Genomic DNA, 23895 nt, shown 5'->3' with positions numbered 1-23895 from the left:
CCGTTTCAATACACAGGAGAGTCTCGAGTGAAGTCCACGGTCGAAAAACTGAGCCCCACGCGCGCCAAGCTCACCATCACGGTGAGCCCAGCAGAGCTGAAGCCAGCCATCACCCACGCCTACGGCCACATCGCCGAAGACATCAACATCCCGGGTTTCCGTAAGGGAAAAATCCCGCCGGCCATCATCGACCAGCGCGTCGGCAAGGCTGCCGTTCTGGAACACGCCGTCAACGAGGGTCTCGACGGTTTCTACCGCGCGGCCGTCGAAGAGAACAAGCTGCGCCCGCTGGGCCGTCCAGAGGCCGACATCGTCGAATGGCCGAGCAACACCGACTTCTCCGGTGACCTGCTCCTCGCCATCGAGGTTGACGTGCGCCCCGAGATCGACCTGCCCGACTACGCCGGCCTCAAGCTCACTGTCGACGCCGTCGAGGTGTCCGACGACGAAGTTGCCGAGGAACTCGACAAGCTGCGCAGCCGCTTCGGCACGCTCATCACGGTTGACCGCCCCGCCAAGACCGGTGACTTCGCCCAGATCGACCTGAACGCCGCGATCGACGGCGAAGAGGTCGACACCGCGAGCGGCATCTCCTACGAGGTCGGCTCCGGCGACCTCATCGACGGCATCGACGAGGCCCTCGACTCGCTCAGCGCCGGCGAGACCACCACCTTCAACTCCGACCTCATGGGCGGAGACCACGAGGGTGAGACGGCCGAGATCACGATCACGGTCATCGCCGTCAAGGAACGCGAACTTCCCGCCGCTGACGACGACTTCGCTCAGATCTCGAGCGAGTTCGACACCATCGCCGAGCTCACCGAGAGCCTCAAGGTTCAGGTGGAACAGAACAAGGCCTTCGGCCAGGGCAGCCAGGCCCGCGAGCGTCTCATTGAGACGCTCCTCGGCTCGGTCGAGGTTCCGATCCCCGCCGCGATCATCCTCGACGAGGTCAACCGCCACCTCGAGGGCGAAAGCCGCCTCGAAGACGACACCCACCGCGCCGAGGTCACCGAAGCCAGCGAGAAGACCTTCCGTCAGCAGATTCTGCTCGACACGATCGCCGAAGCCGAGCAGGTCAAGGTCAGCCAGGACGAGCTCACCCAGTACCTCATCCAGGGCGCCAGCCAGTACGGCATGGACCCGAGCGAATTCGTGCAGACCCTCAACACCAACGGCCAGATCCCGTCGATGGTGGCCGAAGTCGCCCGCAACAAGGCCCTCGCCATCGCCCTGGGCAAGGCCGAGGTCGTTGACTCCAACGGCAAGCCGGTCGACCTGAGCGCGTTCACCGGCCCGGTCGACGACGTCACCGACGCCGAGCCGGTTGTTGAAGCGGATGCCGCTGCCGGCGACGCCGAGGCAGCTCCGGTCGCTGACGCTGACGCTGACGCCGAGGTTGAAGAGAAGCCCAAGAAGAAGAAGGCCGCTGCCAAGAAGTAGCGTTTGCAGCAGTACCGCCTGATGGCGGGCACGGGCCGACTGGATTCACTCCAGTCGGCCTTCTGCATGCTGCAGGAGCCGTGCGCGGCATCCGGTTATCTGCCGAGGGCGAACAGAGCCGTTTTCGCTCGCGCGCTCCGATAGATTCATTGAGAAGCGACAACTGAAACGGAGCACGACATGGCCGACCCGACACCCACCAACGGTGTATTTGACCGACTGCTGAAGGACCGCATCATCTGGCTCGGCTCAGAGGTCCGTGACGAAAACGCGAACGAGATCTGCGCGAAGATCCTCCTGCTGGCAGCGGAAGATTCCAAACGCGACATCTACCTCTACATCAACTCTCCCGGTGGATCGATCACTGCCGGCATGGCGATTTACGACACGATGCAGTTCGTACCCAACGACATCGTCACCGTCGGTATCGGCATGGCGGCCTCGATGGGCCAGTTCCTGCTCACGAGCGGCACCAAGGGCAAGCGCTACATCACCCCGAACGCGCGGGTACTGTTGCACCAGCCGTCCGGCGGCTTCGGTGGCACGGCCGCCGACATCCAGACCCAGGCCCGCCTCATTCTCGACATGAAGCAGCGCCTCTCCGAGATCACGGCCGCGCAGACCGGAAAGACCCCGGAACAAATTAACGCCGACGGTGACCGTGACAACTGGTTCAGCGCCCAGGAAGCCCTCGAATACGGTTTCGTCGATCACCTGCGCGCATCCGCTTCGGACGTTATCGGCGGTGGCGGCACTGACCCCGACGCCGACGTGTCCAAGTAGCCCACCGAAACTGAACAGGAAGAAATCATGACTATCCCCACATTCGGTGGAACGGCCTACAGCTCGATGGGCGGCTCTACTAAGAACGCTCCCGAGTCGCGCTACATCCTCCCCACCTTCGAAGAGCGCACCGCCTACGGCTACAAGCGCCAGGACCCCTACGCCAAGCTGTTCGAAGACCGCATCATCTTTCTTGGCGTGCAGGTTGACGACGCCTCGGCCGATGACGTCATGGCCCAGCTTCTCGTACTCGAGAGCCAGGACCCTGACCGCGACATCACGATGTACATCAACTCGCCGGGCGGATCGTTCACCGCAATGACGGCGATCTACGACACGATGCAGTACATCCGCCCGCACGTGATGACGGTCTGCCTCGGCCAGGCGGCATCCGCTGCGGCCGTGCTGCTCGCTGGCGGTACAGCGGGCAAGCGTCTCGCCCTACCGAACGCGCGCATCCTGATCCACCAGCCCTCGGTTGGCGGCCAGGGCGGTGGCCAGGCCTCGGACATCGAGATTCAGGCGGCCGAGATTCTACGCATGCGGGTCTGGCTCGAAGAGACCCTCGCACACCACTCCAACCGGAGCGTGGAGCAGGTCAATAAGGACATCGACCGCGACAAGATCATGAGCGCCGCCGATGCTCTCGAGTACGGGCTCATCGACCAGGTTCTGACCAGCCGTAAGAACCTTCCTATGCTCGTTAAATAGCCTAAAGACCTGAACCGGCCGGCTGGCGCGTCGCCTTCGGGCGGCGCGCCGTTTCGGTTTGTGGCGTGCTGCACGTAACTGTCACACGCACAGGCTAGGCTCAATTGCAGCGAGACCAATGGAGGAGGCTGACATGGCCCGAATCGGTGAAAGTGCCGACCTGCTCAAGTGTTCCTTCTGCGGAAAGAGCCAGAAGCAGGTACAACAGCTCATCGCCGGCCCCGGCGTTTATATCTGCGACGAATGCGTCGAGCTGTGCAATGAAATCATCGAAGAGCGTCTGGCCGAAGCCGGCTCTGAGGCCGCCGCCGGTGAATTCGACCTCCCCAAGCCCAAAGAAATCTTCGGCTTTCTCGAGGAATACGTCATTGGCCAAGAACCCGCCAAGCGTGCCCTCGCCGTCGCCGTGTACAACCATTACAAGCGTGTGCGGTCTCGGGCAACGCTCACCGCAGCCGAAGCCATTCACGACGACGTGGAGATCGCCAAGTCCAACATTCTGTTGATCGGCCCGACCGGCTGCGGCAAGACCTACCTGGCCCAGACCCTCGCGAAGCGCCTCAACGTTCCCTTTGCCGTAGCGGATGCGACGGCCCTCACCGAAGCCGGTTACGTCGGCGAAGACGTCGAGAATATTCTGCTCAAGCTCATTCAGGCTGCCGACTATGACGTCAAGCGGGCTGAGACCGGCATCATCTACATTGATGAGATCGACAAGATCGCCCGCAAGGCCGAGAACCCCTCGATCACCCGCGATGTGTCGGGCGAGGGCGTGCAGCAGGCGCTGCTGAAGATTCTTGAGGGCACGATCGCCTCGGTTCCCCCGCAGGGTGGGCGCAAGCATCCGCATCAGGAATTCATTCAGATCGACACCACAAACGTGCTGTTCATCGTGGCTGGTGCTTTCGCCGGGCTCGAAGACATCATCTCGTCCCGCGCCGGTAAGAAGGGCATCGGCTTCGGGGCTCCGCTGCACATCAAGGGCGACGACATCAACCTGTTCAGCGAGGTGCTGCCCGAGGACCTGCACAAGTTCGGGCTGATTCCCGAGTTCATCGGTCGTCTTCCCGTGGTCACCACGGTCACCCAACTCGACCAGGTGGCCCTGATGCAGATTCTCACCGTGCCCAAGAATGCACTCGTGCGTCAATACCAGCGTATGTTCGAGCTCGACGGGGTTGAACTCGAATTCGAACAGCCGGCATTGGAAGCCATCGCCGACCTCGCCGTGCTGCGCAAGACCGGCGCCCGCGGGCTGCGGGCCATCCTCGAAGAAGTGCTCGGCCCGGTCATGTTCGAGGTGCCGTCCACGACCGACGTGGAGCGGGTCATCATTACCCGCGACACGGTGCTGCACAATGCGCCAGCCGAAATGGTGTTGCACAAGACTCGCCAGGTGAAGTCGGCCTAGTTCGGGCGTACCCCGGCGGGTATTTGCTGGGATTGCTGGGGATCGAACAACTCATGTTGGCGGTGGCCATGATGTTGGAGTGGCTGGTGCTGTAGCGGTCGCTTCGCGGTGCATTCGACGTCCGGCTATCGAGTGCCACGGAGGTTGGTTCTGATCTGGTCTGGCCTCACTGAGTCGCCGGTGCACTCTTGAGGGGGTGTTCACCTGCGCGACCGAAACGAGTTCGCAGCAGTATTCCGGTTTCCATGCGTTCAACGACCAGCGCGGACAGCACGGCACCCAGCGCGATGAGCGCACCGGTCACTTCAAGTCCCTCTTCCATACCGACAAGCGCATGGTAGGTCAGGCTGGCGCGCGATAACTCGTCGAGGCGGCCTCCCACCGCGATGCCGCCAATGGCCTCAAAGCCAACGGCACCGAGAAGGTAGATAGCGCCTGCGACGATGAGACGGCGGCGAAGAAGTCGGTCGATCTTGCGGGCGATCCAGAGCAGAAGCAGGCACGCGACAACGGCCAACGGCACACCGACAGTGAGCCAAGCGAAGGTGAAGCGGCTGTCGAGGTCAAAGCGGGCGAGTTTTTCGTGCAACTGGGCGATCTCATCGGCCGACAATTCGACGGCGACGGCGGCGAGCACGAAGTAGGGTGCGCCCAGATCTCCCTCATTTCGTGCAGCGAAGCCGACGGTGGCCAGGCACAGGGCGATACCGGCGAGGAGGAGTCCGGACGCCCAGGCCCACAGATTCGCCTCGCCGTCAGCGTAGACCAGACCCGCTAGCGCGCTGAGGCCACGCCAGCCCGGAGTGCTGATGGCGATGTTCTCGCGCAAGTAGTGTGAGACGAGCCCGCTCAGCAACATGACGGCAAGAACGATGGCGGCGATCCGGAGAAACCGCCGCCGCCCCCTGCCCTGAATGAGACCCGTCGGAACGTCCATGGCCACGTAGCCTACGGCCGCGGATCGTCCCGCGCATCCTCAATACTGAGGGTGCGAGCGAACGGCTAGTTGAGGCCGCGTCGGTCGAGCAGCGGCTGCAGGTCGGCGGGCCGACCGCGCCAATGGCGGTAGGCCTCGAGCGGATCTTTGGTGCCGCCCACCCCGAGCAGCCGATCACGAAAACGATCGCCGTTCGCGCGGGTCAGGCCGCCATTCTCCTTGAACCATTCGACGGTGTCGGCGTCGAGTACCTCGCTCCAGATGTACGAGTAGTAGCCGGCGTCGTAGCCGCCGGAGAACGTGTGCGCGAAGTAGGTGCTGGCGTAGCGGGTGGGAATGGCGGGATTGTCGAGACCGACGGAGGCGAGGGCATCCGCTTCAAACCGGGCCACGTCGGTGACGATCGTGCCGGCATCAATGCGGTGCCAGGCCTGATCGAGCAGCGCGGCGGCGAGATATTCGCTGGTCAGGAAACCCTCGTTGAACGCCGACGACGCCTGAATGCGGTCGACTAGTTGCTGCGGCATCTGCTCATTGGTCTCGAAGTGGCGGGCATAGTTGGCGAGCACGTCGGGCCAGAGCATCCACATCTCATTGACCTGGCTGGGAAATTCCACAAAGTCGCGGTACACGTTGGTGCCGGAGAACTTGGGATAGGTGGCGCGCGCCAGCAGCCCGTGCAGGGCGTGGCCGAACTCGTGGAACAGGGTGGTGACCTGGTCGTAGGTGAGCAGGGTGGGCTGGCCGGCAGCCGGCTTGGAGACGTTGAGGTTGTTGCAGACCACAGACGTGTCAGTGCCGAGCAGGGAGGACTGTGAGACCAGGGCGTTCATCCAGGCCCCGCCGCGCTTGGAATCCCGGGTGTAGAAGTCGCCGATGTACAGCCCGACGGCAGAGCCGTCTTCGGCGGTGACCTCGAAGACGCGCGAATCGGGGTGCCAGCCCACCAGATCGGGCCGAGCGGTGAAGGTGAGCCCGTACAGCCGGTTGGCCGCAAAGAACACGCCGTTGGCGAGAACGCTCTCAAGCTCGAAATAGGGACGCATGGCGGCGGTGTCGACGTCATATTTGGCTCGGCGCACCTTCTCGGTGTAGAACGCCCAGTCCCACGCGGCCAGCTCGAAACCGCCGCCGTCCGCATCGATCACGGCCTGCAGGTCGGCCTGCTCGAGCAAGGCGTTGCGGGCGGCGGCGGGAGCCAGGCGGGCCAGCAGGTTCCAGACGGCAGCGGGCGTTTTCGCGGTTTGATCGGCGGTCACGTAGGCGGCATGGTTGTCGAACCCGAGCAGCCGGGCCCGTTCGGCGCGCAAATGGGTGATCTCGATCACGAGGGGCCGGTTGTCAGTGTCGGCGCCCGCCGCATCAGAACGGATGCCGCGCGCGCGACTCGCCGCGAGCAACCGTTCGCGCACCCCCCGGTTGGTCAGGCTCGCGAGATAGGGGTGCGATGTGGGAAGGACGAGACTGATCACGTATTGCCCGGTGAGGCCCCGTTCCCTGGCTGCTTCGGCCGCCGCGGATATCTCGCCCTCGGTCAGGCCGTCGAGCTCGGCCACGTCGTCGAGCACGAGCGCGAGGGCGTTGGTGTCACACAGCAGGTTCTTTTCGAACCGGGTGGTGAGGGTCGACAGTCGCGCGTTGAATTCACGCAGGGATTGCTTGTCGCCGTCGTTCAGGCCGGCCCCGGCGAGCGTGAACTCGGTGAAATACCGCTCGATCAGGTAGAGCGACTCGGCATCGAGGCCGAGTCGCGACCGCTCGGCGTGCAGGGCGGCGATGCGCTCGTAGAGCAGGGGATCGAGCCGGATCGCGTCGGCGTGGGCGGCGAGCAGCGGCGCGAGTTCTTCTTCCAGGTCGGTGGTGAAGTCACTCGAGTCGGAGGAACTCTGGTTGAAGAACACCTCGGCGACGCGCGCCAGCGTCTGCCCGCTGCGCTCGAGGGCGACGAGGGTGTTCTCGAAGGTGGGGGCATCCGCTGTGGCGGTGATAGCGTCGACCTCGGCGAGCTGCTCGGTCATGCCGTGGCGAAATGCGGGCCGGTAGTGCAGGTCGGTGATGGCGGCGAACGGCGGCAGCTGGTAGGGCAGGGTGCTGCAGGTGAAAAACGGGTTGTTCGCTGTCGAGGCCATGCCTCCACCCTAACCATCGCGGCCGCTCGGGCGGCGCGTAGGATCTGACCATGACCGACCTGACCGGCAATTCTGAGTCCGCCCCCCGTGACGAATACATTCACGGTCACCACGAGAGCGTGCTGCGTTCGCACACCTGGCGCACGGTCGCGAACTCGGCGGCCTACCTCATTCCGGAGCTGTGCACCGGAGGTGTGCTGCTCGATGTCGGCTGCGGCCCCGGCACTATCACGGTCGATCTGGCCCGGCGTCTCGCTCCCGGACGAGTTGTCGGCATAGACGCGTCGCCTGACATCGTCGCGCGTGCGACCGGTCTCTCCGCCGACGAGGGGGTGCACAACGCGAGCTTTCAGGTCGGCGACGTCTACGCGCTCGATTTCGCCGACGACACCTTTGACATCGTGCACGCCCACCAGGTGATGCAGCACCTCGCCAACCCGGTCGCGGCGATGACCGAGATCCGCCGGGTGTTGCGGCCCGGCGGCGTGTTCGCCGCCCGCGACGTGGACTATGGGGGAGTCATGATTGCGCCGCCGATCGACGGGCTGGTCGACTGGATGCGGGTCTACCGCGAGGTGCACTACTGGAACGGCGGCGACCCCGACGCTGGCCGGTCCCTCAAAACCTGGGCCAGGCGGGCCGGCTTCACCACCGTGACCAGCAGCGCATCCGTCTGGTGCTTCGCGTCCGACGCCGAGCGTGAGTGGTGGGGGGAATCGTGGGCGGTGCGGGTGACCGAATCCAGCTTCGCGGCCCACGCCATCGAATCGGGGGTGGCCGATCTCGCCGACCTCAAGCGGATGGCCGCGGCCTGGCGAGAGTGGGTGCGTGACCCCGACGGCTGGTTCGGTATGCCGCACGGCGAAATTCTGGCCCGCGCCTGACGCTCGGGCCTGAAACCCGGTGCGGTCAGGCCGCGCGGCTGCCGCTCCGGATCAGATCCAGTCCTCGTCGTCATCATCCGTGCTCGTCGACGGCTGCGTGATGGTCGCGCTGTCGTCGACCGGGTTGAAGCGGATGACCGTGCCGTCGTCGAGTTCGATCACCGGCTTGGACTCCAGCCAGGTCAGCGTCCAACGCCACGTACTGGTATCGACGGCGAGCGCCGTGAGGTCGTCTTCGACGGCCTTGACGGCGATTTCAACGACGTGGGGAAGCCCGGTGGGCAGGGTTCCCCCGAGAGTCCAACGCGTGCCCAGCTGCACGGTCTAGACGTCGATTTCGTAGGTGACCCAGTCGGTACGGGTACCGACCTGGTCGTAGAGCACCTGCGCGGTAGCGTTGTCGGCCGCGGTCACCAGCTGCACCTGGGCCAGCTTTCGCTCGCGCGCGTACGCCTTGGTGAAGTCCATCAGCAGTGTGCCGACACCCTTGCCGCGGGCGTCCTCGGCAACGTAGAGGTCGTCGAGGAACAGGGCGAGGTCGCCGCTGAGGGTGCGCGGCACGGTGCGGTAGTGCGCGAGGCCGACGAAATCGCCCCGGTCGTCAACCGCGACGGCACCGTCAAGCGAGTTGTTCGGGTCGATGATCCAGCTCCAGACCTGCAGGGCCTTCTGATCGGTCAGTTCGCTCTCATAGAACGCGCTGTAGCCCTCGAACAGGCCCAGCCAGGGGAAAAAGTCTTTGTCGCCCAGCGGGCGCACGGTTACTGACATCGGGTCTCCTAACTTTCCAACACCGTGGCGAACACGATGTCGGTCACAGCGAGTTCGCTGCCGTCGATAAAGGTCAATTCGTGAATCCGACCGACCGCCTTGAGATCCGCGGCGGCCAGGGTGAGTAGTGCGATCTCGGCGGGTGCACCGCATATTACTGCAGATTCCACCTCAGATTTCTGCGACGCCTTCGCATCCGTTTTAGCCCGACGGATGCCGGTCAGCGCGCGGCTGGCCAGGTCGAGCAGGGCGATGTTGCCGGTGGCGACCGCGTCGCTGCCGAGCAGATCGGCCGCGACCGGCCACGGAGAGGTGTGCACCGAGCCCTCGTTCGACCAGGACCAGGCCTCTTCGGTGGCGAATGGAACGAACGGCGCGAACAGGCGCAGCAGGGTGGCGAGCGCCGTGCGCAGGGCGGCAACGGCCGAGGCCTGCTCCGGGCCCGGCTCGCCGTAGGCGCGTTCCTTGACGAGCTCGAGGTAGTCGTCGCAGAAGGTCCAGAAGAAGCTCTCGGTGGTTTCCAGCGCCCGAGCGTGGTCGTAGTTCTCGAACGCTGTCGTGGCCTGGGCGACGACAGCGGTGAGGCCCGCCAGCATGCTCTGGTCGACCGGTTCGGTGATCGGGGCCGTTCGGCTGCCCTGCGACATGGCGACGAACTTGCTCGCGTTGAGGATCTTGATGGCGAGACGACGGCCGATCTTGATCTGCGTCGGGTTCTTCGGGTCGAAAGCGGCATCGGTCCCGAGCCGAGACGATGCCGCCCAGTAGCGCACCGCGTCGGAGCCGTGCAGCTCGAGCATGTCGGCCGGGGTGACCACGTTGCCCTTCGACTTGCTCATCTTCTTGCGGTCGGGGTCCACGATGAAGCCGCTGAGGGCGGCATGCTGCCACGGCGAGATACCGTGCTGCTGCTCGGCGCGCAGCAGGGTGGAGAACAACCAGGTGCGAATGATGTCCTGGCCCTGCGGACGCAGCGAGTAGGGGAAGACCAGGTTGAACAGTTCCGGGTCGCGTTCCCAGCCGCCGGCGAGCTGCGGGGTGAGTGAGGAGGTGGCCCAGGTGTCCATGACGTCGACCTCGCCGACGAAACCGCCGGCCTGGCCGCGCTGGCTTTCGGTGTAGCCGGGCGCGGCATCCGAGGAGGGATCGACCGGCAGCAGGTCGCGGGTGGCCACGATCGGCTGGTCGAAGACCGGGTTCGTGTCGGAGTCGAGCGGGTACCAGACCGGCAGTGGCACGCCGAAGAAGCGCTGGCGGGAGACGAGCCAGTCGCCGGTGAGGCCGTTCACCCAGTTCTCGTAGCGCACCTTCATGAATTCGGGGTGCCAGGCAAGCTCGGAGCCGTGCTCGAGCAGGCGGGCGCGCAGCTTCTCGTCGCGGGCGCCGTTGCGGATGTACCACTGCCGGGTGGAGACGATTTCGAGCGGCTTGTCGCCCTTTTCGAAGAACTTCACCGCGTGCACGATCGGCTTCGGATCGCCGATCAGGTCGCCGCTGGCCTTGAGCAGCTCCACGACGGCCTGTTTGGCCGAGAACACGGTCTTGCCGGCGAGTTGGGCGTAGGCAGCGCGGCCGGCTTCGGAAACGATGGCTTCCGGAACCTCGGCGATGATGCGGCCGTCGAAACCCATGATGGCGCGGTTGGGCAGGTCGAGTTCACGCCACCACACCACGTCGGTCACGTCGCCGAAGGTGCAGATCATGGCGATTCCTGAGCCCTTGTCTTTCTGGGCCAGGTGGTGGGCGAGCACGGGAACTTCGACGCCGAACACCGGGGTCGTCACCGTGGTGCCGAACAGGTGCTTGTAGCGTTCGTCGTCGGGATGCGCGACGAGGGCAACGCAGGCCGGGAGCAGTTCAGGTCGGGTGGTCTCGATCTCGATGGTGGAACCGTCAGGCTTGGCGAACGCCACCCGGTGGTACGCGGCGGGCATGTCCTTGTCTTCGAGCTCGGCCTGGGCGACGGCGGTGCGGAAGGTGACGTCCCACAGGGTGGGGGCCATGGCCTGGTAGGCCTCACCGCGTTCGACGTTGCCGAGAAAGGCAAGCTGCGAGGTGAACAGGGCTTCCTGGCCGATGGTGCGGTAGGTCTGGGTCCAGTCGACGGAGAGGCCGAGGGTGCGCCAGAGCGCTTCGAACTGCTTCTCATCTTCTTTGGTGAGGGTTTCGCACAGTTCGATGAAGTTGCGGCGGCTGATCGGCAGCTGGTCGGCGGCCTTGGAACTCTTGCCGTCGCCGCCTTCGAACGGGGGAACGAAGTTGTCGGTGTAGCGAAGCGACGGGTCGCAGCGCACGCCGTAATAGTTCTGCACGCGCCGTTCGGTGGGCAGGCCGTTGTCGTCCCAACCCATCGGGTAGAACACGTTCTTGCCGCGCATCCGCTGAAACCGGGCGACGACGTCGGTATGGGTGTACGAGAACACGTGGCCGATGTGCAGTGAGCCCGACGCGGTCGGCGGGGGCGTGTCGATCGAATAAATCGTGTCGCGGGTGGCGTTCTCACGAGCGAACCGGTAGGTGCCGTCGCTCTCCCAGCGGGTCTCCCATTTGGCTTCGAGCCCTTCGAGGGCAGGCTTTTCAGGAACGCGGTCAGCGTGGGTCATCATTCTCCGGTTCGGTATATTCGGCACCGTGTCGATGGTGAGGTGCCTGAGTGTGCCCGTCTAATCTACCCGATCGGCCCTTTTTCCCCGAACGGGGGTCAATCCGGCAGATCGTTCAAGCCGGCAGCCGGGGTACGGCGGCGAGCAGCTGCACCGAATACGGATGCTGCGGCGCGGCGAACACGCGCGCCGCCGGCCCGCTCTCCACGACGCGACCAGCTCGCATGACCGCGATCTCGTCGCTGACGTGCTGCACCACACCGAGGTCGTGCGAGATGAAAATCAGGCTGAGGCCGCGCTCCCGCTGCAGGTCGTCGAGCAGGTCGAGCACCTGGGCCTGCACGCTCACATCGAGCGACGAGACCGGTTCGTCGCAGATGAGTATCTCCGGTCGACCGGCCAGGGCCCTGGCAATGCCGACCCGCTGACGCTGACCGCCCGAGAGTTCGAGCGGGCGGCGGGTCAGCACCGCGGCGGCGAGGCCGACCTCGTCGAGCAGGGTCAAAAGCCGAGCCGTCGTCTGCGGTGCGCGGCGTCGCTGACGGAGGCCCGGCGAAAGGCCCAGTGCGTCGGTGAGGATCTCGGCGACGTTCCAGCGCGGGTCGAACGAGCCGAGGGCATCCTGGTAGATAGCGCCGACGCCGGGGCGCAGCCCGCGCCGGGTCTTCTCGCTCGCCGCGCTCCACGGCTCGCCGAACACCCGCACCGCACCCCGATCCGGCGGCAGCAGAGCGAGCAGCAGTCGGGCGGTCGTGGTCTTGCCCGAGCCGGACTCGCCGACGATTCCGAGGGTGCTGCCGCGCTGCAGCGCGAAGGAGACGTCGTCGACGGCGAGGTGCCGGCTGCCGTCCGGTCGTCGATAAGACTTGGACAGTCCGATGGCTTCGAGCACGACCGTGCTGGCTGCCGAAACCGTGCTGTCGTCCAAAACCGTACTGTTTGCCAAAACGGTGCTGTCTGCTGAAACCGGGCTCGCGGCATCCCTTGGGCGGGTGCTGAGGGAGAGCCGAGTGCCGCGCGGTTTGTCGGCCGGGATCGCCGCGACCATACGTTGGGTCTGCTCGTGCCGGGGGGCGCCCAGAACCTGTTCGGTGCGGCCGGTCTCGATCATGCGGCCGTCGTGCATCACCGCGACCCGGTGCGCGATGCGGCTCACCACGGCGAGGTCATGACTGATCAGCAGCACGGCGGTGCCGGCCCGCGTGATGTGCTCGAGCAGGGCCAGAATCTGCGCCTGCACGGTTACGTCGAGCGCCGTGGTCGGCTCGTCGGCGATGAGCAGCGGCGGGTCCAGGGCGATCGCGGCGGCGATCAGGGCGCGCTGACGTTCCCCGCCGGAGAGCTGCCCGGAGAGCTTCTGCACCTGAGTCGCCGGCTCGGGCAGGCCGACCGCGTCGAGCAGTTCCAGCACCCGGCGTGCCCGGGCGGCGGCGCCGAGGGTGGTGTGCAGGCGCAGCGAGTCGGCAATTTCCCGGCCGATCGGCCGCAGCGGGTCGAGCGAGACCAGGGCATCCTGCAGCACCAGGCCCACGTCCTTGCCTCGGCGGGCCCGCCAGGCACGGTCGGTGAGGCCGAGCACGGTCTGCCCGCCGAGTTCGAGCTGGTCAGCGCCGACCCGGGCGTTCGCCCCGGCGAGACCGAGCAGGCTGCGCGCGGTCACGCTCTTGCCCGAGCCTGATTCGCCGACGATGGCGAGGCACTCGCCCCGGGCGATCTCGAACGAGACACCGCGAACGACCGGGTCGGCGCCGAAGCCCACCCGCAAATTGTGGACGGTCAGTGCCGCCGCCGGTTCGGTCATGGTCATTCGTGCTTCGGGTTCATGCGTGCCTCATTCTTCGGTCGATGCTGCGGCCGAGCACCGTGGCCGTCACGGCGGTCAGCACGATGAACAGGCCGGGAAAGAAGCTCATCCACCAGGCCGATGTGATGTAGGTGCGCCCGGCCGAGAGCATGGCGCCCCACTCGGCCGTCGGCGGTTCGGCGCCGAGGCCGAGGTAGCTCAGCGTCGCCGCCCAGACGATGGCCTGCCCGATGCCGAGGGTTGCGAGCACCAACAGCGGTGCGAGGGTGTTCGGCAGAATGTGACGCAGCAGAATCTGCCAGCGGGTGCGACCAAGAACGGTCGCCGCCTCGACGAACGCCGCCGAGCGCACCGTGATCAGCTGCGCGCGAATGATCCGGGCATACCCGGGCGCTGTGGACAGCCCGACGGCGATGGTGGCGGTCGCCACTCCCGGGCCGAAGATGACGATGAACAGCAGGGCCAGGAGCAAGCCGGGAAACGCGAACAGCACCTCAAGAAACCGATTCACGGTGAAGTCCACCACTCGGCCGAGCATCCCGGCCAGGGTGCCGAGCACGATGCCGAGCCCCAACCCGATCGCCGTGGCGGCGGCACCGATCACAAGCGAGTACTGGGTGCCGTGCACCACCCGGGTGAAGATGTCCCGGCCCGACTCATCGGTGCCGAAGACGTGCGCTCCCGTCGGCGGCATGAACGCCGAGAGCGGGTCAATGCCGAGAGGGTCGCCGAGGGCCAACAGCTGCGGCGTCACAGCAGCGACCAGCAGAAAGACGGCCAGCAGTCCGGCTGTCGCCTCGGCCAGGCCGAGGCGGCGCGGTTGACCCGAGCGGGCAGCCTGGGTGGCTAGCTCGGCCTGCACCTCGAGATCGCTCATTCGCTGCGCAATCGGGGATCGACCAGGCGAGTGGCGGCATCCGTCAGCAGCGTCATCAGAATGTAGGCGACCGCGACGATCATGACCACGCCGATCACCACGGGAACGTCTCGCAGGGTGACGGCGGTCAGCAGGGTGCGACCGAGCCCGGGGCGAGCGAAAATGGTTTCAACGACCACCGCGCCGCTGATCAGTGAACCGAACGCCCAGCCGGAGAGGCTGATTGCGGGCAGGGAGGCGTGCCGCAGCGCATGGGTCCAGAGCACTCCGCGCTCACTCTCGCCGCGGGCGCGGGCCGAGAGCACGAAGGGGCTCTCCAACGCCGCGAGCAGCGATTCGCGCAGAATCTGGCCGAGAAAACCGGCCAGCGGAATCGCGAGGGTGAGCACCGGAAGCACCAGTCCGGCGGCGCCAACGGTACTGATCGGCGGCAGCACGCCGAGCCAAATGCTGAACACCACGATCAGCGAGGTCGCCAGCCAGAAATGCGGCAGCGCCGCCGCGACGATCTCGAGGCCGGACCCCACCCGGGCGGCGACCGTGCCGCCGCGCGTCGACCAGGCGGCCAGCGCGAGGGCAAGCAGCCAGGCCAGAGCCAGGGCCAGAACGGCCAGCAGCACGGTGCCGCCGAGCTGATCGAGCACGAGCGGCCCGACATCCTGATTGAGGGCGTACGACCGGCCGAGATCACCGGTGGCGAGGCGGCCGAGCTGGGCCAGATACTGCACCAAAACGGGTTTGTCGAACCCGTATTCGGTGCGCACCGCGGCGAGAGCTTCGGGGGACGCCTGCGATCCGGGGCCGCCGAGCACCGCCTGGGCCGGGTCGCCCGGGATGAGGCGCACCGCGAAAAAGGTGATCGAGGCCACCGCCCAGAGTACGAAGATCGCTCCGCCGAGGCGGGCTGCCACGGGGGCGAACACTCGCAGCGCGGCCCGGCGTGGGCTTACCGGTTCAGCCACGTGTCGTACAGGGTGGGCACGGCCACGGTCGGCAGGGTGCGAAGGCCCTGCACATCGCCGCGCAGCAGAAAGTGATTCTGCTGGTCGTAGAGCGGCAGAAGGTAGAAGCCTTCCAGAATGCGGTTCTGGGCGTCGGCGTAGAGGGAGCTGCGCTCGTCGGTATCCGTGGTGCGCGCCGCCGTCGTGAGCAGCGCATCGATCTCGGGGTCGTTCACCTGGGCGAGGTTGGCGAAGTACCCGCTTGGCGCCGGCACGATGCTGTCGGAGTGGTACAGAATGCGCAGCACGTCGGGGCCGACCTTGGTGTACGGCGCGCTCACCGCGTCGTAGTCGTTGGAGGCGAGGGCGGCGTACCAGCTGGAGAGATCCATCGGAGCGAGGTTCACCTCGAAGCCGGTCTCCTTCGCGGTCGCCTGAATCTGCTCGAACACGCTCTGCTCGGCCGGAATGGACTGGTTGGTGCTCACCGGAAACTCCACCGACAGCCGCACACCGTCTTTGGCCCGGTAGCCGTCGGCATCCGTTTCGTTCCAGCCGGCCGCATCGAGCAGTTCGGCGGCGGCGGCCGGGTCGTAGTCGAACAGGGCGGCGTTCGAGATGGCGGTGCCCTCAACGCTCGACAGCGCCGAGTACGAGCGGGTGGCCGTGCCCTGGAACAGGCTCGACACGGCATCGTCCACGTTGGCCGAGCGGATGAACGCCTCCCGCACCCGCACATCGTTGAAGGGGGCCTGACCCGAGTTCAGTTCGATGCGGTTGGCGGCGCCGGGCCGGGGCGAGTCGAGCTGCTCGATTGAATCGCTCTGCTTCGCCTGCACGATCGTGTCCGGCTGGGCATTGTCGATCACGTCGACCTCGCCGGACTGCAGGGCCGCGTAGCGCGATGCCGAGTCGGGGATGAACCGCCAGATGACCTCCTCAAGGTAGGCGGGGCCGGCGTGGGCGGCATCCGCTGGAGGGGAGACGTAATCGTCGTTGCGCACGAGGGTGATGGCGTTCTGCTTCACCCAGCTCTGCACGATGAACGGGCCGGTGCCGACCGGGCTGGCACAGTTCTCGTCCTGGCTGCGTTCGAGGGCGGCCGGCGATTCCATGGCGAGCCAGGGCTGGGACAGTGACTCGAGCAGGGCGCTGTCCGGTTCTGTCAGGGTGAAGCGCACGACGGTGGGGGAGACCGCCGCAACGGTCTTCACCTTGCCGAGGGCCAGGTATCCGGTCGAGGAGAGTGTCGTCGGGTTCTGCAGGTGCGCGATGTTGGCCTGCACGGCTGCGGCGTCGAATGCGGTGCCGTCGGTGAAGGTCACATCGGCGCGCAGGGTGAAGTCCCAGGTCAGGCCGTCGTCGCTCGGGGTCCAGGACTCGGCCAGCCAGGGAATGATCTGGCCGGCGTCGTTACGGGAGACGAGCGATTCGAGGTACTGGGCGCTGACCAGCGCCTGGGGAAAGTTTCCGCCGACGTGCGGGTCGAGGCAGCTCGGCTCGGCGTCGCCGGAGGCGTAGGTGAGCGTGCCGCCGCTTCGGGGCTCGCCGGCCGGTTCGTTCGGGCCGGCCGGCGTGCAGCCGGCCAACAGCAGCCCGAGGGCGACGATGCCGGTCGTGGCGGCGAGCAGACGACGGGGACGGGCTGGGCGCCGCATTTGATTCTTCACCCCTCAACGTTAGGCTACGGCGGTCGTTCATCCGGTACGATTGTGGTCAATGACAGTGACCCGGCTATCACCGGGGAGTCTTTGGAAGAACGGATGCCCGCCCTCGGGTTGGCAGCTCAGTAGAACCGAACGGGTCGGGCCCGTCACAGCCTTTGAACAAGCGGTCGCCCAGCGGTTTCGGGCGGCAAGCGAGGTGGTACCGCGGCGATTTCTACAGAATCGTTCGTCCTCGTGGAGCAGGGCCCCAGTGACCCGTCCCGGTAGGAGAAGCATTTTGTACCCCAAGAGCAGTACTACGCCCCCCCACGGCACGCCTGCCGAGGCCATCGTTCCCTCGCCGAACTTTCCGGCCCTTGAAAACGAGGTGCTCGAATTCTGGAAGAACGACGACACCTTTCAGGCCTCGATCGACCAGCGCGACGGTGCCGAGGAGTGGACCTTCTACGACGGCCCGCCGTTCGCCAACGGTCTGCCGCACTACGGCCACCTGCTCACCGGCTACGCCAAAGACCTGTTCCCCCGGTTTCAGACCATGCGCGGCAAGCAGGTGCACCGCCGGTTCGGCTGGGACACCCACGGCCTGCCCGCCGAACTCGAAGCCGAACGCAAGCTCGGCATCACCGATAAGAGCCAGATCGAAGAGATGGGTCTTGCGGCGTTCAACGCGGTGGCCCGCGAGTCGGTGCTCGAATACACCAAGGACTGGGAAGAGTACGTCACCCGCCAGGCTCGCTGGGTCGACTTCGAGAACGACTACAAGACCCTCGACATCACCTTCATGGAGTCGGTGATCTGGGCATTCAAGCAGCTGCACACCAAGGGGCTGGCCTACGAGGGCTACCGGGTGCTGCCCTATTGCTGGCGCGACCAGACCCCGCTCTCCAACCACGAACTGCGCATGGACGACGACGTCTACAAGATGCGTCAGGACCAGACGGTCACGGTCACCTTTCCGCTGATCGGCGCCAAGGCCGAAGCGCTCGGCCTCACCGCCGTGCGTGCGCTGGCCTGGACCACGACCCCGTGGACCCTCCCGACGAACTTCGCGCTCGCCGTGGGCCCCGAAATCGTCTACGCCGTCGTGCCGGCCGGCCCGAACGGCACACCCGATGCCGAGGTGCTGCGCGAAGGATCAGCCGATGCCACGGTGCTCGGCGCCGAATACCTCATCGCGATCGACCTGGTCGGCAACTACGCCAAGGACCTCGGCTATGAGTCGGCGGCTGAGGCCGTCGCATCCGTTTCGCGCACGGTGACCGGGCTCGAGCTCGAGGGTGTCAGCTACGACCGCCTGTTCGATTACTATGCCGACGAAGCGGTCTGGGGCACCCAGAACGCCTGGCGCATCCTCGTGGCCGACTACGTCACCACGAGCGACGGTACCGGCATCGTGCACCAGGCTCCCGCCTACGGCGAGGAAGACCAGAAGGTCTGTGAGGCCGCCGGCATCCCGGTGATCCTCTCGCTCGACGACGGCGGAAAGTTTCTCAGCGACGTTCCCGAAGTGGCCGGCCAGCTCTGGAGCGACGCCAACAAGCCGCTCACCGCGCTGCTCAAGGCCAACGGCCGGCTCATTCGCCAGGCCAGCTACGAGCACTCATACCCGCACTGCTGGCGCTGCCGCAACCCGCTCATCTACAAGGCGGTGTCGAGCTGGTTCGTGCGCGTCACCGACTTTCGTCCGCGCATGGTCGAGCTCAACCAACAGGTGAACTGGGTTCCGGAAAACGTCAAGGACGGCCAGTTCGGCAAGTGGATCGGCAACGCCCGCGACTGGTCGATCAGCCGCAACCGCTACTGGGGTTCACCCATCCCGGTCTGGAAGAGCGACAACCCCGAATACCCCCGAACGGATGTCTACGGCTCGCTCGACGAGTTGGCCGCCGACTTCGGGGTGCGCCCGACCGACCTGCACCGCCCGTACATCGATCAGCTGACCCGACCGAACCCCGACGACCCCACCGGACAGTCCACGATGCGGCGCATCACCGATGTGCTCGACGTCTGGTTCGACTCCGGCTCGATGCCGTTCGCGCAGGTGCACTACCCGTTCGAGAATCGGGAATGGTTCGAAGCCCACAACCCCGCCGACTTCATCGTGGAGTACATCGGGCAGACCCGCGGCTGGTTCTACCTGCTGCACGTGCTCTCCACCGCCCTGTTCGACCGACCGGCCTTCAAGAACGTGGTCAGCCACGGCATCGTACTCGGCAACGACGGCCAGAAGATGAGCAAGTCGCTGCGCAACTACCCCGACGTGAACGAAGTTTTCGACCGTGACGGTGCCGACGCCATGCGCTGGTTCCTGATGAGCTCCCCGGTGCTGCGCGGCGGCAACCTTGTCGTCACCGAGGAGGGCATTCGCGAAGGTGCCCGCCAGGTCATGCTGCCGCTGTGGAGCACGTACTACTTCTTCACCCTCTATGCGAATGCGTCGTCGTCCACTAAATCTTCCGCCAACGGTGCCAGCGGCTATGAAGCCACCTGGCGCACCGATTCGACCGACGTGCTCGATCGATACCTGCTCGCCAAGACCCGCGACCTTATCGTCGGCGTCACGAGCGACCTCGAAGCCCTCGACAGCACCGTCGCCGCCGCACGGCTGCGTGACTTCGCCGACGTGCTCACCAACTGGTACGTGCGTCGGTCGCGCGACCGGTTCTGGGGCGGTGCCGCCGAAGGGGCCACCGCCCACGAAGCCTTCGACACCCTGTACACCGTGTTGGAAACCGTTTGCCGGGTCACCGCGCCGCTGCTGCCCCTCGTCACCGAGCGCATCTGGCAGGGGCTCACCGGCGGCCGCAGCGTGCACCTCGAAGACTGGCCCGACGCCACCCTGTTCCCCGCCGACGATGAGCTCGTCACGACGATGGACCAGGTGCGCCTGATCAGCAGCACCGTGCTGTCGCTGCGCAAACAGGCCGGCCTGCGGGTGCGCCTGCCGCTGACCAACCTCACCGTCGTCACCGGCAACACGCAGGCGCTGGCCTCTTTCGTCGCCATTCTCCGCGACGAGCTCAACCTGAAGACGGTCACGCTGATCGAACTCGAAGACGACAGCGCCCCAGCCTACGGTGTCACGAGCAAGCTCGTCGTCAACGCCCGCGCCGCCGGTCCCCGCCTCGGCAAGCAGGTGCAGCTGGTCATCAAGGCCGCCCGCGCCGGCGACTGGAGCGAGACCGACGGCGTCGTCACGGCCGGCGGCATCGCCCTGGAGCCGAGTGAGTACGAGCTGACCCTTGAAGCGAACAGCGACGCCGGCGACGGTGCCGCCGCCCTCGCGCTGCTGCCCGGCGGCGGTTTCGCGCTGCTCGCGACCACCACCACCCCCGAGCTCGAGGCCGAGGGCTTCGCCCGCGACCTCATTCGCGCCGTGCAGGACACCCGCAAGTCGGCGGGCTTTCAGGTGAGCGACCGCATCCGTTTGGATCTCGTCTTTCAAAGCGAAGCGGATGCCGATTCCTTCGACCTCGCTCGGGGAGTCGATGTTGCGGCCGAGACCCTCGCAACGAGTTTCAGCACCCACCGCCCGTCCACCGGCGACTTTCCCGCTGACCTGCCGTCCGAGTGGCTCGAAGCGCGCGTCGGCGCGCCGGTCGAGCACTACGTACGGTTCGCAGCCGACCACTATGTCAATCTGGGCGCCGTCATCGTAGCCGTCGCACGCGTGAACGGAGCCATCCTTGTCTGATAACACCCCGACCGACGGTATCCCCGCCGACGACAGCGCCGACTGGAAGAACATCACCGGGCGCGGCGACGATGAGGAGCCGATGAACCAGCCGGCGCCCCTCGACGCCTTCCGCGAAGCGGGAGACGCCGTCTTCGCCGAGCTGCTGTTGCGGGTGGGGGAGGCGCAGCCGCAGCCGCGCCTCGCGCCCACCCGGCGCGCACTGGACTTTCTCGGTGATCCGCAGAGTTCGTACCCGATCATTCACGTGGCCGGCACCAACGGAAAGACCAGCACGAGCCGTCTGGTCGAGAGCATTGTGCGCGCCTATGGCCTGCGCACCGGCCTGCTGACCAGCCCACACCTGGTGCGGCTGAACGAACGCATCGTCATTGACGGCGAACCGATCAGCGACCAGATTCTCGCCGCGAACTGGGCCGACATCCAGCCCTATCTGGGGCTCGTTGACCAGGAGCTCGAAGCGGCCGGCGAGGTACCCCTGACCTTCTTCGAGGCGCTCACCGTGCTCGCCTTCGCCTGCTTCGCCGACGCACCGGTGGACGTCGCCGTGATCGAGGTCGGCATGGGCGGCGAATGGGATTCCACCAATGTCGCCGACGGCCAGGTGGCCGTGTTCACCCCGATCGCCCTCGATCACACCCTGCGCCTCGGCAACACCGTCGCCGAGATCGCCCGCACCAAGAGCGGCATCATCAAGCCGGCGGCAGCCGTGGTTTCTGCAGCCCAGAGCCCGGAAGTTCAGGCCGAACTCGACCGTGCAGTCGAACTGAGCGAGTCGACCCTCGCCCGCGAGAACGAGGGGTTCGAACTGCTCTCGAGCACCGTCGCGGTCGGCGGCCAGGTCATCTCGGTGCGCGGCCTCGCCGGCACCTACAACGAGTTGTTCCTGCCGCTCTACGGCACCCACCAGGCCCAAAACGCGGCACTCGCCATCGCCGCCGTCGAATCGTTCCTCGGCGCGGGCAGCCAGGCCCTGGTCGGGGATCTGCTCGCTGAGGGACTCGGCAGCGCGACCTCACCCGGACGCCTGCAACTGGTCGGTATCGAACCGACCGTGCTCGTGGACGCCGCGCACAACCCGCACGGTGCCACGGCCCTCGCGGCGGCCCTCGAGGCGTACTTCGACTTCGACGAGATCGCCGTCGTGGTCGGAATCCTCGCCGACAAGGACGCTGGAGGCATCATCGCGGCCCTCGCCCCCCAGGTCGACCGGTTCTACGTCACCGAGCCGCACTCCGAACGTGCCGTGCGCATGGACGACCTCGCCGACAATATCGCCGAGTGGACCAGCGAGCAGGTCACGTTCCGCTTCGACGACCTGGCCGGTGCCCTCGACAGCGCTCGCGAGTGGGCCGCCGAGGCGCCCAAGCGGGCCGTGCTGGTCACCGGATCCATCGTGCTCGTCGGCGAAGCGATCACCCTCGCCGCCGCCGGCGAATGGATGGAGAAATGAGGGGGCCGCGCTCGGTCACACGCTCGCTCGCCACGATCCTCCTCGGCTTCGAGACCATCGTCGTCTTCCTGGGCACCGTCGTCACGCTCGGCCTGGTGTCGGTCCAGGCCGAACCCGGCCCGGTCTCCCCGCTCGCCGTCATCATCGGCGGTGTGCTGCTCGTCCTCGCTATGGTCGCGCTGATCGGACTCCTGCGCTATCGCTGGTCGTACGCGATCGGCTGGCTGCTGCAGGCGGTCATCATCGCCACCGGGTTCGTCACGCCGGCCATGTTCTTCGTCGGCGCCCTGTTTGCCGCCATGTGGACCTACTGCATGATCACCGGTTCCCGCATCGACCACTCAAATCCCGACCAATCCAAGGAGACTGTATGAACACCCCGATCGAAGAAACCCTCGTCCTGGTCAAGCCCGACGGCGTTGCCCGCAACCTGACCGGCGAAATTTTGCGCCGCATCGAAGCCAAGGGGTATTCCCTCGTCGACGTGAAGCTCGTCGAACCCGACCGCTCGCTGCTCGCCGCGCACTACGCCGAGCACGAGGGCAAGCCGTTCTACGAGCCCCTCGTGGAATTCATGGAGAGCGGCCCCATCGTCGCGTTCCGCATCGCCGGCAACCGGGTCATCGAGGGCTTCCGTGCCCTCGCCGGCACCACCGACCCCACGACCGCCGCGCCCGGCACCATCCGCGGTGACCTCGGTCGCGACTGGGGCGTGAAGGTTCAGCAGAACCTCGTGCACGGCTCGGACTCAGCCGAGTCCGCCGCGCGCGAGCTCGCCCTCTGGTTCGACTAGCCAGCACCACGCCAATTGCCCTCGTCTCAATTCTGAGCGGGGGCAATTTTCGGTTCAGATTACAGTCGGTTCAGCACGTCCATGTTGACCTGCGCAACGATGAAAAACACGATATAGCAGACGATCGTGATGACGAAAATCCACGAATAGGCTCCGGCAGCCACGCGGCGAACGGATGCCCCACCCGGCAGGTTGCCGACCTTCACGTTATAGAGGGTCACGGTGAGAAAAACCGGAATGGTCACCGCCCAGGTCACCATGCACCAAGGGCAGAGCACGTCGAGCACGAAGATGCTCTGGCCGATGAACCAGATCACGAGGGTGATCGCGGCGAGCATGCCGACGTTGAGTCCCACCCAGAACCAGCGGGCAAACCGCGCCCCGGCCAGTATCGCCATGCCGATCGTGATGATCACACTCCAGGCGGCGAGTCCGATCAGCGAGTTCGGAAAGCCGAACACGGCTCCCTGCGGCGCGGAGAGATTGGTCGCGCAACCGATGAGAACACTGAAACTGCAGCTCAGCTGAGCGTTCGGATCCTCGAGCAAGTGGATCTTGTCGAGCGTGAGGGCGAAGGCCGCTGCAAACGCGATGATTCCGGCGGTGATCAGGAAAAAAGCCAGGCCGGTTGGACGCTGTGAACGCTCTGTCTGTGGCACTCTTGCGATTATGCCACGCGCACGGCGTGGCTTTGTGCGATTACATGCGATAATCGTTGATAGTCGTTGAGCCGCGCTCAAGCAGACGCCACAGTGCTTAATGAAGACAGTGCTTAATGAAGACAGAGCTTAATGAGTACAGAGCTTGCCCGGGCAACAGTCGCCCGGAATTAGGGTCCCACGACCCGAAGTTTTAGCAGCCAGAGCACCGCCCCCGAGCAGCAACAGGGAGCAAAGCCGGTTGCCGTAGTAAAACATTCGCGAGGTGGTCACGAAGGTGACCGGCTCGCACGAGAGAGTAACCGGTGGGTGGCGCGGTCACCCACAGCGGTCAA

General features: G+C 65.9%; 19 protein-coding genes. 9 read left to right on the top strand and 10 right to left on the bottom strand.

Going from position 1 to position 23895, the window contains the following annotated elements; translation table 11 throughout:
* The first annotated feature begins 27 nt into the window (after positions 1–27).
* The 4 genes from tig to clpX all read left to right on the top strand — a co-directional run bounded on the left by tig (position 28) and on the right by clpX (position 4348).
* Positions 28–1443 carry a trigger factor gene (tig, locus tag BMW72_RS11895; RefSeq protein WP_166787633.1) on the top strand — a complete coding sequence of 472 codons (1416 nt, stop codon included), beginning with the start codon at positions 28–30 and terminating at the stop codon, positions 1441–1443.
* Positions 1444–1623: 180 nt separating this feature from the next.
* A complete protein-coding gene (locus BMW72_RS11890) occupies positions 1624–2226 on the top strand; it encodes an ATP-dependent Clp protease proteolytic subunit (RefSeq protein WP_092110813.1) in 603 nt (200 codons plus the stop codon).
* A 27-nt stretch (positions 2227–2253) separates the two neighbouring features.
* A complete protein-coding gene (locus BMW72_RS11885) occupies positions 2254–2937 on the top strand; it encodes an ATP-dependent Clp protease proteolytic subunit (protein WP_092110811.1) in 684 nt (227 codons plus the stop codon).
* A 133-nt stretch (positions 2938–3070) separates the two neighbouring features.
* A complete protein-coding gene (gene clpX / locus BMW72_RS11880) occupies positions 3071–4348 on the top strand; it encodes an ATP-dependent Clp protease ATP-binding subunit ClpX (protein WP_092110931.1) in 1278 nt (425 codons plus the stop codon).
* A 166-nt stretch (positions 4349–4514) separates the two neighbouring features.
* On the opposite strand, the gene BMW72_RS11875 is transcribed toward clpX, so the two are convergent.
* Together BMW72_RS11875 and BMW72_RS11870 are read right to left on the bottom strand one after the other, a co-directional pair.
* Positions 4515–5285, bottom strand: a complete 771-nt coding sequence (locus tag BMW72_RS11875) for a hypothetical protein (RefSeq protein ID WP_092110809.1) — start codon at positions 5283–5285, stop codon at positions 4515–4517.
* A gap of 65 nt (positions 5286–5350) precedes the next feature.
* Complete coding sequence (locus BMW72_RS11870) at positions 5351–7414, bottom strand: M3 family metallopeptidase (protein ID WP_092110807.1); 2064 nt, start codon at positions 7412–7414, stop codon at positions 5351–5353.
* Positions 7415–7464: 50 nt separating this feature from the next.
* Here BMW72_RS11870 and BMW72_RS11865 point away from each other — a divergent pair, with 50 nt between their 5' ends.
* Positions 7465–8298, top strand: a complete 834-nt coding sequence (locus BMW72_RS11865) for a methyltransferase domain-containing protein (protein ID WP_092110805.1) — start codon at positions 7465–7467, stop codon at positions 8296–8298.
* A 51-nt stretch (positions 8299–8349) separates the two neighbouring features.
* On the opposite strand, the gene BMW72_RS11860 is transcribed toward BMW72_RS11865, so the two are convergent.
* The 7 genes from BMW72_RS11860 to BMW72_RS11830 form a co-directional block, all read right to left on the bottom strand.
* On the bottom strand, positions 8350–8619 hold the full coding sequence (locus tag BMW72_RS11860) for a hypothetical protein (protein WP_092110803.1): 270 nt from the start codon (positions 8617–8619) through the stop codon (positions 8350–8352).
* Positions 8620–8622: 3 nt separating this feature from the next.
* Positions 8623–9069 carry a GNAT family N-acetyltransferase gene (locus BMW72_RS11855; RefSeq protein WP_092110801.1) on the bottom strand — a complete coding sequence of 149 codons (447 nt, stop codon included), beginning with the start codon at positions 9067–9069 and terminating at the stop codon, positions 8623–8625.
* A gap of 8 nt (positions 9070–9077) precedes the next feature.
* On the bottom strand, positions 9078–11675 hold the full coding sequence (valS, locus tag BMW72_RS11850) for a valine--tRNA ligase (RefSeq protein WP_092110799.1): 2598 nt from the start codon (positions 11673–11675) through the stop codon (positions 9078–9080).
* Positions 11676–11787: 112 nt separating this feature from the next.
* The gene (locus BMW72_RS11845; RefSeq protein WP_338419417.1) at positions 11788–13479 is read right to left on the bottom strand and encodes a dipeptide ABC transporter ATP-binding protein; all 1692 of its coding nucleotides are present in this window, start codon (positions 13477–13479) and stop codon (positions 11788–11790) included.
* Between the two features lie 13 nt (positions 13480–13492).
* A complete protein-coding gene (locus BMW72_RS11840; protein WP_092110798.1) occupies positions 13493–14353 on the bottom strand; it encodes an ABC transporter permease in 861 nt (286 codons plus the stop codon).
* Positions 14350–15315 (bottom strand): ABC transporter permease, encoded by a 966-nt coding sequence (locus BMW72_RS11835; RefSeq protein WP_092110927.1) that lies wholly within the window; start codon positions 15313–15315, stop codon positions 14350–14352. Before BMW72_RS11835 ends, BMW72_RS11840 begins: the two co-directional genes overlap by 4 nt.
* Positions 15300–16952 (bottom strand): ABC transporter substrate-binding protein, encoded by a 1653-nt coding sequence (locus BMW72_RS11830; protein WP_092110796.1) that lies wholly within the window; start codon positions 16950–16952, stop codon positions 15300–15302. Before BMW72_RS11830 ends, BMW72_RS11835 begins: the two co-directional genes overlap by 16 nt.
* A 283-nt stretch (positions 16953–17235) precedes the next feature.
* On the opposite strand from BMW72_RS11830, the gene ileS reads away from it, so the two are divergent.
* The 4 genes from ileS (at position 17236) to ndk (ending at position 22901) form a co-directional block, all read left to right on the top strand.
* The gene (gene ileS, locus BMW72_RS11825) at positions 17236–20655 is read left to right on the top strand and encodes an isoleucine--tRNA ligase (protein ID WP_422386288.1); all 3420 of its coding nucleotides are present in this window, start codon (positions 17236–17238) and stop codon (positions 20653–20655) included.
* An 82-nt stretch (positions 20656–20737) separates the two neighbouring features.
* Complete coding sequence (locus BMW72_RS11820) at positions 20738–22108, top strand: bifunctional folylpolyglutamate synthase/dihydrofolate synthase (protein ID WP_092110926.1); 1371 nt, start codon at positions 20738–20740, stop codon at positions 22106–22108.
* Positions 22105–22482, top strand: a complete 378-nt coding sequence (locus BMW72_RS11815; protein WP_166787634.1) for a DUF4233 domain-containing protein — start codon at positions 22105–22107, stop codon at positions 22480–22482. Before BMW72_RS11820 ends, BMW72_RS11815 begins: the two co-directional genes overlap by 4 nt.
* Complete coding sequence (gene ndk, locus BMW72_RS11810; RefSeq protein ID WP_092110791.1) at positions 22479–22901, top strand: nucleoside-diphosphate kinase; 423 nt, start codon at positions 22479–22481, stop codon at positions 22899–22901. The genes BMW72_RS11815 and ndk overlap by 4 nt, the downstream gene beginning before the upstream one ends.
* A gap of 59 nt (positions 22902–22960) precedes the next feature.
* Here ndk and BMW72_RS11805 read toward each other — a convergent pair whose 3' ends face one another.
* Positions 22961–23560: a vitamin K epoxide reductase family protein gene (locus tag BMW72_RS11805; protein ID WP_241983752.1), complete on the bottom strand. Its 600-nt coding sequence runs from the start codon at positions 23558–23560 to the stop codon at positions 22961–22963.
* Between the last annotated feature and the right edge of the window lie 335 nt (positions 23561–23895).

The sequence above is a fragment of the Cryobacterium luteum genome, from assembly GCF_900110125.1.
Lineage (GTDB): Bacteria > Actinomycetota > Actinomycetes > Actinomycetales > Microbacteriaceae > Cryobacterium > Cryobacterium luteum.
This window is presented reverse-complemented; position numbering and strand designations above follow the sequence as displayed.